This is a genomic window from Alphaproteobacteria bacterium (assembly GCA_017302575.1).
GTDB lineage: Bacteria > Pseudomonadota > Alphaproteobacteria > Rickettsiales > UBA3002 > JAFLDD01.
Window position 1 is genome coordinate 734,150 of sequence record JAFLDD010000001.1, and the last position, 11,992, is coordinate 746,141.

Sequence of the window (11,992 nt, forward strand, 5' to 3'; positions counted from 1 at the left end):
ACAAGTACAACAAGAAAAAACGTCACTAATACGGAATTGATGAATTACGACGCACTATTTGACGCGGCGATTGCTGATATTAAAGCAGAGGGCCGCTACCGCGTGTTCACTGACCTGAAGCGTCAGGTCGGAGCATTCCCTAAAGCATTGTGTGAACGTACCGGTCAGCAAGTCACCGTTTGGTGTGCGAATGATTATTTGGGCATGGGTCAGCACCCTACCGTTCGTGAAGCGATGAAGCAGGCTATTGATACCATGGGCGCTGGCGCTGGTGGTACGCGCAATATCTCTGGTACGCATCATTGCATCGTCGAGTTGGAAGAAACCATTTCAGCGCTTCACCAGAAAGAAGCGGCGTTGGTATTCACCTCGGGGTATGTTGCGAATGAAGCAACACTTGCAACGCTCGGCGCGATGCTGCCTGACGCGATTATATTCTCCGACGCGCAAAACCATGCGTCGATGATTCATGGTATCCGCCAATCTGGTGCAGAGAAAAAAGTGTTCCGCCATAACGATGTTGATCACCTCGCCAAGTTGCTCGATAGCGTGGATGCAAAACGTCCCAAAGTTATCGCGTTTGAGTCCGTATATTCGATGGACGGTGATATCGGCCCTATCAGAGATATCTGCTCGCTTGCCCGCCAATATAATGCCCTCACTTACCTCGATGAAGTGCATGCCGTGGGTATGTATGGTCCGCATGGGGCTGGTATCGCTGAGCGTGACGGGCTGATGGACGAAGTCGATATCATTCAAGGCACCATGGCGAAAGCATATGGCGTGATTGGCGGGTACGTTGCCAGCCGCAGAAATATCGTGGACGCGATTCGCTCCGTCGCACCTGGCTTTATTTTCACCACCTCGCTTCCCCCCGCAGTTGCGGCAGGCGCCAATGCGAGTATTCGCTATCTCATGCATTCATCGGCCGAGCGCGAACAGCACCAAGCCAATGCAGCGACGTTAAAATCAATGCTGCGTGATGCGGGCATCCCGATTCTGGATACACCAACCCATATCGTTCCAGCGATGGTGGGCGACCCTGTCCTGTGCAAGCAAGCTTCCGATATTCTGCTGGAAGAATATAACATCTACGTCCAGCCCATTAACTATCCTACTGTGCGCCGTGGCACAGAGCGTCTGCGCTTTACCCCTACCCCATTCCACACGATGGAAATGATGCAGCACCTCACCGACGCATTGGTAGAAGTTTATAGCCGCCTCAACATTCGCTTCGATGAAGCGGAAGCGCGCAAAGTCGCTTAAGCGGCTTTGGCGACTGCCTGACCATTTGCATTCAAGGTTACTTCGATATTACCGCGCGTTGCCTTGGAGTATGGACATACCGTATGCGCCTTCTCGACCAGCGCTTGAGCAGCCTGCGCATCCAGTTTTGGCAGGCTCACATTCAGCACCACGCTAATCGAAAATCCATCATCGCCTTGATGCAGACTTACGTCTGCGGTGACACTCACCTCACCCGTTTCGATTTTTTGTAGCTGCGCAACGTATTGCACGGCGCTGCCAAAGCATGCTGAATAGCCTGCGGCAAACAGCTGCTCTGGGTTACTGCCTACACCACTTCCCGGACGCGCAAGCTTGAGGTTAATCAGGCCATCATCGCTTTTACTCAGCCCATCACGTCCGCCAGTGGTAGTTGCATGTGCCGTATATAATTTTTTCATGAGTTGCTCCTTTGGGTTGAAATAAAAAAGGCCCGCCGTTTGGCGAGCCTTTTAGATTAGTGCGTGGCAGTAGCCATTATGCGGCAACTGCTTTCACGAAGCGCTCGGTCGATTCAGCAACGCGCTCATTGAGCGGCTCTGAAATTTCCGAAGCGCCGCTAAATGCCAATTCCGACACTTTCAACGACTCGTTAAACAAACCATCAAGGTTCGATTTGAAAAACTTGCTGCTGAGGTCGAACATGTCGTTCAGCGTGCGGCAGTTGAAGATTTGTTTGCTGAGTTCAACATTCTGCGCGAATGCTTTGTTCGCGTAGTTGATGATCTCTGCGCTGATGTTTTTCGAAACGCTCACCGCGATGTTACCGCACTGCATAGCAGCTTCAGCATTCTCGCGTGAAAGTTCTACCGCTTCGTTAACTGCTTTGGTTGCGCCTTGCGCGCTCTTTTGCAAGTGTGCGCTTGCGTCTTTACCGAAGCTGAACGCTTTTTCTGAACCTTTTGCAGCATCTGCAAATTGGCTGAACATTTTCGAAGGATCAAATTGACCAAACGCTTTCGACGCATCGAACTGAGCGAATGCTTTCGAAGGATCGAACTGGCTCAAGAGTTTGCTGGTGTCGAAACCCTTCGCGCCACCGAAAAATTGCTGCATCAAATCGGTTGATGCTTTTACGGCTTGCTCGGTCATTGACTGCATATCCTTTGCAGCCTTGTTCATGTCGCCTTGTGCGAATGGCAGTTGGTACAGCTTAGCTGATTGCTGTGTCCAATCTTGGCTCGTCGCTTGTTTTGCTGTCGCAGATTTCAAAGGTGCAGATGCACGCTTCTTTGCTGCTGACTTTTTTGCTGCAGGCTTTTTGGTTTTTCTTTTGCTCATGGTACTCTCCTAAGGGTCGATTTTGCAATGCAGCGAATATAGCGCTATTCGCTTATGAGTCAAGCTCACAAACGCATAAAAATGCTGCAATGCAAAAATAGCTGACGGCTGTGATAAATGGCCGATTCCAGCCATTAATAAAGCGTTATGCCTTAGCCGTTTGCTACTTTTTTGTGAGCTTTCAACTCACTACGTAGCTTCTTGGCAGATGCAACCATGGCGCGAAGTGCTGGGTCTACTTCCTTCCAGCCGCGTGTCTTAAGACCGCAATCTGGATTCACCCAAACCTGCGATGGCTCCAACACTTCGAGCGCTTTGCGAAGAAGTTTGGTCATCTCTTCTTCTCTTGGCACGCGTGGCGAGTGAATGTCGTATACGCCGGGTCCAATCTGGTTTGGATATTTGAAATCAACGAAAGCATCGAGCAATTCCATCGCTGAGCGTGACGTTTCGATGGAGATTACATCGGCATCCATCGCCGCGATATTTGGCATGATGTCGTTGAACTCAGCATAGCACATGTGGGTGTGAATCTGCGTTGCATCTTCAACCACGGCTGCAGAAAGACGGAAGCTATCTACTGCCCATGTCAGATATGCTGGGCGATCCGATGCGCGCAGTGGCAAGCCTTCACGCACGGCTGGCTCGTCGATCTGAATGAGACGAATGCCTGCTTTTTCGAGATCTTCCACTTCATCGCGAATCGCGAGTGCAATTTGTTTACAGGTGATTTCGCGTGGCTGATCGTCACGCACGAAGCTCCACTGCAAGATCGTTACTGGGCCCGTAAGCATGCCTTTTACTGGGCGATCGGTCAGTGACTGAGCGAACTTGGTCCAACGCACGGTCATTGCTTGTGGGCGCGATACGTCACCGAAAATAACTGGCGGCTTCACGCAGCGCGAACCATACGACTGCACCCAACCATTCTTGGTGAAGGTGTAGCCCTTCAGTTGTTCACCAAAATACTCGACCATGTCGTTACGCTCGAATTCTCCGTGCACGGGCACGTCGATATCAGCGTCCACTTGGTACTTGATACATTCTTTGGTTTTCTCTTCCAAGAACGCGTCATATTGCGCTTCGGTAAGTTTGCCCGCCTTGAATTGCGCGCGCGCTTCACGAATCTCAACCGTCTGCGGGAAGGAACCGATGGTGGTGGTTGGCAATAGCGGCAGCTTCAACAATGCGTCTTGCGCGCCGATGCGGTTTTTGAATTCCGACTTACGCTTGAGCATGTCGTCGTTCAGTTTTGCCATACGCGCTTTTACTGCATCATCATGGATGCGTTTGCTGGTAGCACGCGTTTGCATTGCTTTTGCATTGGCAGCGAGTGCTGCTTGTACATCCTCTGCATTGCGATCATTGGTTGCCTTGGTGAGCAACGCAATTTCGTCGAGCTTCTGAACGGCGAACGCCAACCACGATTTAATTTCGCTATCGAGGGTGGTTTCGTTGTTCAAATCTACGGGCGAATGCAGGAGCGAACATGAACCCGCAATGACCAAACGCTCGCTTGGCACTTTTTCGAGTGCGCGGTCGATGAGTTTTAGCGCCGCTTCGTAATTAGTTTTCCAGATGTTACGACCATTCACCACACCGAGCGAGAGCACTTGGTTTGGTTTCACGTTGGTAAGCGCAGCATCAAGCTGGCCTGGCTCACGTACGAGGTCGATATGCACACCATCCACTGGCAGAGCAAAGGTCAATGCAGCGTTATCACGCAGACCCGCGAAGTACGTGGTCAGCATGATTTTGAGCCCCGATGTTTTCAGTGCATCAAATGCTTCGATGTAGGCTTTCTTTTGGTCGTCCGACAGGTCGAGTGCCAAGAATGGCTCGTCAATCTGCACCCATTCTGCGCCAGCGTCTTTGAGGGACTTGAGAACTTGTTGGTACACAGGCAGCAGTTTTGGCAATAGGTCGAGAGCATTGCCACCACTGCGGGTTTTACCAAGGCTCAGGAAGGTCACGGGGCCAATCACTACCGGACGGGTGGTGATGCCTTGTGCTTTTGCTTCATTGAACTGCTCAAGCGGATAGTTATGGGTGAGCGAGAATTTGGTATCGGTATCAAATTCTGGCACGATGTAGTGGTAGTTAGTGTCGAACCACTTGGTCATTTCCATTGCCACGACGTCCACACCGTCTTTCTGGTGGCCACGCGCCATCGCGAAATACAGGCTCAACTTATCTTTGGTTTTGAGTGCTTCGTAGCGAGGTGGAATCGCACCGAACATGTGAGTGTGGTTGAGAACTTGGTCATAATACGCAAAATCACCACTGGCGATATGCGCGATACCTGTAGCTTGCTGGTGCTTCCAGTTGGTCGCGCGGATTTCTTTTGCCGTCGCTTCGAGCGAGGCTTCGTTTAGTTCACCCTTCCAGAAAGACTCGAGTGCTTTTTTCAATTCACGGTTTGCACCAATACGTGGGAAACCTAGGTTCGCGGAAATGGCCATGTGTAGCTCCTTTCGATAGCTTGTCGGCAACCCACCATGGGAAGCCACAAGGCGCATGGCTGCGCCTCAATCGGGAGGGCGTTTATAGCCTTGGAATTAGGAAAAGCAAGCCTTTCTAAGGCCTGTGGACGAGCGATAGAAGCAAGCGGTAGAGCACAAAGGCATTGAAACAGTGCCATAAAAAGTGCGTACCGATGGGCAGAGTGCTGCAAATACTTAGATCTAGCGTACGGAAAGTGATGGAAAGGATGAAAACACCCAACGCAACTGCAAAGCCGCGCGCAGCATGATGCGCCTTTATTTTAAGCAAGACCGTAAAGAGTGCCAGTGCTGAAATAGCAGGCAAATACATGACGCTGCCATTGAGCATATCAGGAGGCAGGTATTTACCCGCGACATAGGATACAGCGATGAATGCACCAACCCCCATGAGCGATTTGAACCATGAAAGCTCGAATGCACGGCGCAGCGCTGCGTAGAAAAACAGATGAATGAAGATGCCAATCGGAATGACATCCGCCAGCATGGTTTCTTGCGTGGCATAGAGGTGCCAGAGGCCAGAACCAACCCCAATACTAAACAGGGTAAGTGTGAGTAGCCATAAATCCCAATGCGTCTTGAAATGATTCCCGCGCAGCGCACGTGCCGCGTAATAGGCTGCAATGATAAACGCGAGGTTGGTAATTGCGTTGAGCGGCTCTGCCCATAAACCTGCATCACCTGCACGTTCGCAGTATGCGTCTAGGTAGTTGGTTATGTTTGGGTCGCTCATATCGCGCTCGAATCACCCGCCATGCGCTTGAGACGCGCCTCGCGGTTTACGTTGCGAACAATCTGCTTCAGCAAAATGTAAAGCAGCGTAGCATTGAGCGAGTGCCACAGGAAGTGCGTACCAAGCGGAAAGAGGTCACACACTTCGCGGTCAATCGCGCGGCAAAAGAGCGAGGTGATGCCAATGATCGCCGCAAGCATGAATTGATTCGCACTGGGGCGACGCTTCATGTTGAGATACACGGCGATAATCACCAAGGCGATCATCGAAGAGAGGTAGCCAATCGAGTCGTTAAGTGCGCGTGGGAATTGATGCACTAGCACGTGTGAGAAACCTACAAATGCAACGAGGCAGACAATCCCCTGAAACAGCGTGGTGCGCCCGATACGGAAAATCACGCTAACGAAATAGATCATGATGAAGAGCACGATGGGAATCGTATCCATCAACTCCGTCGTGGTGTTTGGGTAAGCGTGGAAGATGATGCTGTTGATGCCAATGAAGAACGTAAGAAAGGTGAGCGCGTGAATATCCCATATCCAACGCCCCATTACGTCTTCGTGCTTGTGGTAAAAGCGATAGATCGCCACCGCAACATAGATGAATCCGAGATTGGAAATCACATTAAGTGGTTCGGCGAACAAGCCCTCTGCGTGACGTTCGCAAACACCATATAAGTGCGATAAGGTTGGCTCCATGCTTCAGATATAGCAGATTTTTATGCCACAATCGCCTGAAAAATATCGTTATTTTTAGCTGCGTCGCAGCATTAACCATATACTAACCGAAGCTTTGTAAACTACGGGAATGGCAGAACCGCTTGAATCCTTGAGCATCCCCGAGTTACGGCCGCCCAACGTGGAGTACGAGGCCGTCGCCCCCATTGTCACGAAACTGAAGTCTCAGCCGCCCGAACCTATCACCATGGGAGAAGCGCATACACTGTTACATTGGACCGTCGCCCTTGCCCTGCAAGGGTTGGAGAATCTTTATGACAGCAAGCGCAACTGGATTGATCCGACCCATGGCGCACTACCAGATGTTAAAACGCGCTATGACCCCACCACCGACCTCTACACGAATGGTGACGCAGAAGAACTCTATCATGGTCACCCACCCGATCATTGGGGTCGCTACATTACGAATAAATGCGTGCAGGCACGCGACCTATCGGATGCAGTGCTGAGTGAATTGCCAAAATCCATGGTCACGTCGATTCACACCAATGCCTTCTCGAAAATCAATCACGGCATATTAGTGTTGAAGTTGCCTATCGAAGAACATGGCGAGGTGACGCAGAAACATTTCCTTGTCGACCCAACCATCGCACAATTCTTCTATGACGATAACACTCCGCAAGATGATTCGCATAAGGTTGGTGAGCAATTACTGGCGGTGAATGAAGCCTTCGCGCGTGAGCTTGTGAGCCAAGGGTTTTCCGAACTGAGCGAACCGAACGCCGAGCTGTATGTGAATGCTTTAGGTGTGGATATGAAACGACAACGCGCCAAACATGCCATGGCTGAGAGTAAGGGTAGTTATCTGGATTTCCTGCAGCATCCTGAATTTGCTCAAGCGCGCGTTAGCACGCAGCCTGGTCGCTTCTAATCACCATTTATTCGGTGCGCCTGAATAGAAATAGGTGCCCAGCCCAATCGTAAACAGGAAGCAGCCATAGAGAGCGTGCTCGGCCCAAACAAGCGCCATGGAGCGCCGCTTATGATAGGTGCAGGCAAAGTAAAAGCCGCCAATGGTGGTAAGCCCCACCGCGACCCAGTTTTGTAAAATGATATGGGCAAAGCCAAAAGCCAGCGCGGAGGCGGTAATCATCGCGCCACGACTTGGGAAGAGCGGCTTGTAGCGCTCGAAGAAATAGGTACGGAAGATGAACTCCTGCGGCACCACCGAAATGAGCGGGTACATGACCATAATCATCATCCATAATCCCGTGCGCTGCGTTGGCAGTTCGAGGAATTTTTCGGGGTTAATGGTGAAAAGCAGCGCGGTCATCGCGATGGCAGAAATCACGAACCGCACGAGAATAGGCTTCCACACGCCCTGCGCGCGCAGTGCCGCCCCGTCCCAGAATTGGCGGATGGTCATATCAGGGCGCAGGTGGCGATAGATGAAAATGCAGTAGAGCAGCATGACCCACAGCACCGCAAAGAGCACCCCACCCTTCATATGCCCCATGAATAGGACAGGAACCGCCACCGCGATGAGGAGGAGTTCAGCAATCAGATAGGCGCGGGCATGGAGGAGTTGGTGCATGGGATTGATAGATGGTGTTTTTTGGCGAAAAAGCAACCCTCATAAAATCGTTGCCATGAAAAACCACTTATGCCATAGATGCGCCCCTAAAGTTTTGAGCACGGTGTTCCTCGGTAGCTCAGCGGTAGAGCATTCGACTGTTAATCGAATGGTCGCTGGTTCGAATCCAGCCCGGGGAGCCAAACTAAAAAGCCTGCCTTACGGCGGGGTTTTTATTGCCGTTCATTGGTAGCTTTTCCTAAAGTAGGCACATTTTCTTTGCCGCCTTTACCAGAACGATCAATAACGTCGAAAGATGAAGCATAAGGTTGATATTTTGCGCTCACTTTATCCAACATACCTTGTTTGATGATTTCATTAGAAAAGCCACTTGAAATACCATCGTTAGGAACAATATGCTCGCGAACTTTTGGGTCAATTGCACTTACGTGTGCGTAGACTTCTACTGGATTAGCCTCAAGTAGCTTACTGGATGTTTCGGACTCTCCATCCACGATGCTACTCATCTTGTCCTGCAAACTATTCCTGCCTAAGAGATAAGGATTTGATAAAAACTTATTATATAACGGTAAAGCTACGTCTATAATATGTTTGCCAAAGGTAACTTCTGGGAATTTTTCCAGTGTTGGCGTGGGCTCTAGCGGCAACGTAAAACCTTCTGAGTCTCTCACTTGTTCAGTATAAGCAGAGGCTCCCAGCGACTCGACGAAAACGGAATCCTTGGATTGCTCATTCCATGCACGACAGGCTTTGTGCAAGTCATCCGCATCATTAGGTAAGTGCAAGCGATCAAGCAATTCTCTCATAATTGGCTCAGGATCAGAGCGTAACATAAAGCCTGAAACTAGCGACAAAGACTGATGCCCACAGGCGCGCTGAATGTCATTTTGAACATCATCAATATGAGCATCCATTTCACGCCAACACGCACGTGCGAAATCGCCCTGTATTTTTAATTGGTCGGAGTTACTACCTCCGCGATTAGCTTCTCCTACACGCTCTCCACCATCCTGCAGCCATTCGCCGACCTTCTCTGCATAAGTCCAAACTTCTTCAGTAGATAACCCCTCGGCACCTTTTTTCTTGAAATGAAGATCGTTAGCATTGCGCTCAAGTAATGAGTACATTTGCAAATGCGGATCGCGTGCAGCATAGATAAAATGACCGCATATCCCACGCATCTTAGGCCAGTCTTCTGCACTAAAATGACGAGGTAGAGATTTTATAAGAATACGTTTGGGATGTTGCGATGTTTTCGTTTCAGTCAAAGTGTCTGTAATGTGACCACATATTTCGTCAAACGTGCCGCGGTTGGGATGAAATGCTTCGTAAAATGAAGCATCATAAAATTGCGATAGGCTCCTAAATAATGCGCTACCTACCGTTCGCGGCGGCGAATCAACCAAAGTGATTTCTAGTTCACCTTTGGCTACAGCTGCTTCTAATCTCTCAAAACCTGATGGCTTCACCAGAGCGCCCCACTATCTATCTTATTGGAATATATCGTTCATTCGTTAATATTTCCTCAATATTAATGCTATAAGCGAGAAATCCAATTAAGCTGTGAGCTCAATCAAGCCCTAAAAACCGTCTTTAGTTGGTTGCCCGTCTCAACCAATCATTCTACCGCTCCGCACTTTTTGGATTATCTTGCCCCAGCGACTGATGAAGGCGGACGAAGAAATCTACTTGCGATTGGTCTTTTTGCATTTGCTCTGGAGTAATGAATCGATCCACCGCCGCGTTAAGCGCTGGGCCCGTATCCCTATCGCCCTGCGCCGATGCTTTCACCATTTCGGTGATGAAACGGCAGGTGTTGATACCGAGCACATTGCTAGGAATCACATAATAAATTCCATCATCCCTCATCTCGTGATGTAGGGCAGAAGTATAGAGCGGCTTGTTATGCGGATCGACCTGACGATGCACCATATGCGGTGTTTCTTGCGTGCGGTCGGCTACTTGCCCTTCAATATCGTGCGCGGCGGCGGCCAATTCTTGCAGGGGCAATTTCGGTAGTTCTTGGTTGCGGAAACCTACGCCTCGTAGCGTTGTATCCGTTTCGCGGCTCAACAGAATGTGATGCGCACCAGCATCGACCGCGCCAACATCCGCACGGGCAATGGGCTGCTCCGTATGCCTAAAATCAAGATGAGGGTGGCCTATATGAATGCCCGATTCAGCCATAGCTGATTTATCTTCGTTATATAGTAAGGTGACTTGCGAAAAATCGGGATATTTTGGTTTTATGGTTGCGTTTGGTCCAACACCGATTGCTGCAACTGCTAAAATGGCGGGATTCATTTCTTTTTCCTCAAAGCCCCTTTCATCCAGCATATGCACCAGCACGTTGCGCACTTCTTGCGTAAACGTAGTCCCGTAGCTATTCGCAAAGATGGTGAGGTTGGATAATTGACGCGCCAATACGTTCATCGCTTCTGCACGCTCGGTGGCGTTCATGGACCTGCCATCTGGGAAATAACTGGCAAGCGCCTGATCGACGAATTGTTGTGCTTTCAGCGAAAAGAACTGCTTTGGGTCTTCGTTATACGCATCCGTGACGGCACTTGCGTATTTATTACACGCCGTTTTATTGCTTCGCACTGAACCACTCTCGGGGCTTTCAAGCGTAAAGCTGTAAAAATCAAACGCAGAAGATGGAACGGCACCGTCGATAATATGCTGGAGGGTGCGATACTGCGTTGCCAATTGTTCGGTTTCCATCGATAGATACGCGCCGCCTCCGAAGTAGACTACGCACGGCCTGCTCAGATCAATGGAGCCTGCTCTTTCGGGTGGGTTAGATTCAGAATCCACGCGCCACAAAATACCCGTGCTAGGGTATTTTTCGTCTAGCGATGCTTGTCTCATCTCAAGTGGCAGGAACATTTATTGCGCGGCTCTTTTTAGTCTGTCGTTAATAGCTTCACCAATTCCCTGTTCGGGGATTGGCATGACCGCAATCATCTTATGGGGTAAATGGTCAAGAATTCGTAAATATCCGAACAGATTCGCTGCCGCCTCGACCAGATTTCCCGAAGGTGACAGGTTCAGGGTGGTGCGCGCACCGCTTGGCACGTCTGTGCCAAAGGCCAACAAGGCCTCGTCCCCCTCCACACGCGTGGCGTTGAGGCGCACGGGGATGGACGGTGCGTAATGGTGTAGTAACATGCCTGGTGATTTTATCACCTCGTCCTTCGCGGCGATGATGGGTACGACTGCCGCGAGTTGTTCGCTCGTGATGATGCCTTTGCGCAAAATGGCCACGCCGTTTTCATCCGTCGCATCGACCACCGTGGACTCGATGCCGACATCGCACGCGCCACCATCGACGACATATAACATGTCACCAAATTCGTCGCGCACATGTTGCGCCGTAGTCGGGCTGACACGCCCTGAACGATTCGCGCTCGGTGCGGCGATGCCCCTTCCCCACTTCTCAAGTAACACATGAAATGTTGGGTGCGATGGTGCGCGCAACGCCACCGTGTTACCCCCAGCCAGCGCGAGTGTGGATAGTACTGTGGGTTGCACTGTGGGTAGTACGATGGTGAGTGGCCCTGGCCAAAATTTCTGCGCGAGTGTTTCTGCGAGCGGATTCCACTGCGCATATTTTTTCGCGACCTCGATGTTCGCCACGTGAATAATCAGGGGGTTAAATTGCGGCCTTGATTTCATGCTGTAAATTTTTGCGACGGCTAGATCGCTCTCCGCGTCGGCGCTTAATCCATAAACCGTCTCGGTGGGGATGCCGACAAGCTCGCCGCTTTTCCAAATACTTAGGACGCGTTCTTGAAGCTCAAAATCAATAGATTGTGGATAAGTCTCGTTCATTTGACAATATATAGTAGTGTGCGTTACATTCTAGGTGATCTCATCGCTCGGCAAGCAAACCAAAAAACATTCCCATAAACTCTAGGAG

General features: G+C 50.4%; 11 protein-coding genes and 1 tRNA gene. 3 read left to right on the top strand and 9 right to left on the bottom strand.

The genetic code is table 11. From position 1 onward, the window contains the following. Positions 1-39: 39 nt before the first annotated feature. Positions 40-1,266 (top strand): 5-aminolevulinate synthase, encoded by a 1,227-nt coding sequence (gene hemA, locus J0M34_03820; protein MBN8543374.1) that lies wholly within the window; start codon positions 40-42, stop codon positions 1,264-1,266. Here the strand turns inward: hemA and J0M34_03825 are convergent. The 5 genes from J0M34_03825 to J0M34_03845 all read right to left on the bottom strand — a co-directional run bounded on the left by J0M34_03825 (position 1,263) and on the right by J0M34_03845 (position 6,497). After that, positions 1,263-1,685, bottom strand: coding sequence for an organic hydroperoxide resistance protein (locus tag J0M34_03825; protein MBN8543375.1), 423 nt, complete (start codon positions 1,683-1,685; stop codon positions 1,263-1,265). The genes hemA and J0M34_03825 overlap by 4 nt on opposite strands. Before the next feature lie 76 nt (positions 1,686-1,761). Then, the gene (locus J0M34_03830) at positions 1,762-2,565 is read right to left on the bottom strand and encodes a phasin family protein (protein ID MBN8543376.1); all 804 of its coding nucleotides are present in this window, start codon (positions 2,563-2,565) and stop codon (positions 1,762-1,764) included. Positions 2,566-2,717: 152 nt separating this feature from the next. Next, on the bottom strand, positions 2,718-5,027 hold the full coding sequence (gene metE / locus J0M34_03835) for a 5-methyltetrahydropteroyltriglutamate--homocysteine S-methyltransferase (GenBank protein ID MBN8543377.1): 2,310 nt from the start codon (positions 5,025-5,027) through the stop codon (positions 2,718-2,720). A 115-nt stretch (positions 5,028-5,142) separates the two neighbouring features. Further along, complete coding sequence (locus tag J0M34_03840; protein ID MBN8543378.1) at positions 5,143-5,799, bottom strand: ceramidase domain-containing protein; 657 nt, start codon at positions 5,797-5,799, stop codon at positions 5,143-5,145. Next, positions 5,796-6,497 (bottom strand): ceramidase domain-containing protein, encoded by a 702-nt coding sequence (locus tag J0M34_03845; GenBank protein MBN8543379.1) that lies wholly within the window; start codon positions 6,495-6,497, stop codon positions 5,796-5,798. Before J0M34_03845 ends, J0M34_03840 begins: the two co-directional genes overlap by 4 nt. Before the next feature lie 109 nt (positions 6,498-6,606). Here J0M34_03845 and J0M34_03850 point away from each other — a divergent pair, with 109 nt between their 5' ends. Further along, positions 6,607-7,407 (top strand): hypothetical protein, encoded by an 801-nt coding sequence (locus tag J0M34_03850; GenBank protein ID MBN8543380.1) that lies wholly within the window; start codon positions 6,607-6,609, stop codon positions 7,405-7,407. On the opposite strand, the gene J0M34_03855 is transcribed toward J0M34_03850, so the two are convergent. Beyond that, complete coding sequence (locus J0M34_03855; protein MBN8543381.1) at positions 7,408-8,070, bottom strand: CPBP family intramembrane metalloprotease; 663 nt, start codon at positions 8,068-8,070, stop codon at positions 7,408-7,410. It lies immediately after the preceding gene. A gap of 107 nt (positions 8,071-8,177) precedes the next feature. Between J0M34_03855 and J0M34_03860 the strand changes: the two genes are divergently transcribed. Further along, positions 8,178-8,252: transfer RNA gene (locus tag J0M34_03860), tRNA-Asn, on the top strand. A 30-nt stretch (positions 8,253-8,282) separates the two neighbouring features. On the opposite strand, the gene J0M34_03865 is transcribed toward J0M34_03860, so the two are convergent. The 3 genes from J0M34_03865 to J0M34_03875 form a co-directional block, all read right to left on the bottom strand. After that, on the bottom strand, positions 8,283-9,539 hold the full coding sequence (locus J0M34_03865; GenBank protein ID MBN8543382.1) for a hypothetical protein: 1,257 nt from the start codon (positions 9,537-9,539) through the stop codon (positions 8,283-8,285). Between the two features lie 154 nt (positions 9,540-9,693). Beyond that, positions 9,694-10,959: a hypothetical protein gene (locus tag J0M34_03870; GenBank protein ID MBN8543383.1), complete on the bottom strand. Its 1,266-nt coding sequence runs from the start codon at positions 10,957-10,959 to the stop codon at positions 9,694-9,696. After that, positions 10,960-11,904 (bottom strand): threonylcarbamoyl-AMP synthase, encoded by a 945-nt coding sequence (locus tag J0M34_03875; GenBank protein ID MBN8543384.1) that lies wholly within the window; start codon positions 11,902-11,904, stop codon positions 10,960-10,962. Positions 11,905-11,992 lie beyond the last annotated feature (88 nt).

Excerpts from the sequence above, each read along its gene's own strand:
- hemA (MBN8543374.1), top strand. The coding sequence starts at position 40 with ATGAATTACGACGCACTATTTGACGCGGCGATTGCTGATATTAAAGCA.
- J0M34_03825 (MBN8543375.1), bottom strand. The coding sequence starts at position 1,685 with ATGAAAAAATTATATACGGCACATGCAACTACCACTGGCGGACGTGAT.
- J0M34_03830 (MBN8543376.1), bottom strand. The coding sequence starts at position 2,565 with ATGAGCAAAAGAAAAACCAAAAAGCCTGCAGCAAAAAAGTCAGCAGCA.
- metE (MBN8543377.1), bottom strand. The coding sequence starts at position 5,027 with ATGGCCATTTCCGCGAACCTAGGTTTCCCACGTATTGGTGCAAACCGT.
- J0M34_03840 (MBN8543378.1), bottom strand. The coding sequence starts at position 5,799 with ATGAGCGACCCAAACATAACCAACTACCTAGACGCATACTGCGAACGT.
- J0M34_03845 (MBN8543379.1), bottom strand. The coding sequence starts at position 6,497 with ATGGAGCCAACCTTATCGCACTTATATGGTGTTTGCGAACGTCACGCA.
- J0M34_03850 (MBN8543380.1), top strand. The coding sequence starts at position 6,607 with ATGGCAGAACCGCTTGAATCCTTGAGCATCCCCGAGTTACGGCCGCCC.
- J0M34_03855 (MBN8543381.1), bottom strand. The coding sequence starts at position 8,070 with ATGCACCAACTCCTCCATGCCCGCGCCTATCTGATTGCTGAACTCCTC.
- J0M34_03870 (MBN8543383.1), bottom strand. The coding sequence starts at position 10,959 with ATGTTCCTGCCACTTGAGATGAGACAAGCATCGCTAGACGAAAAATAC.
- J0M34_03875 (MBN8543384.1), bottom strand. The coding sequence starts at position 11,904 with ATGAACGAGACTTATCCACAATCTATTGATTTTGAGCTTCAAGAACGC.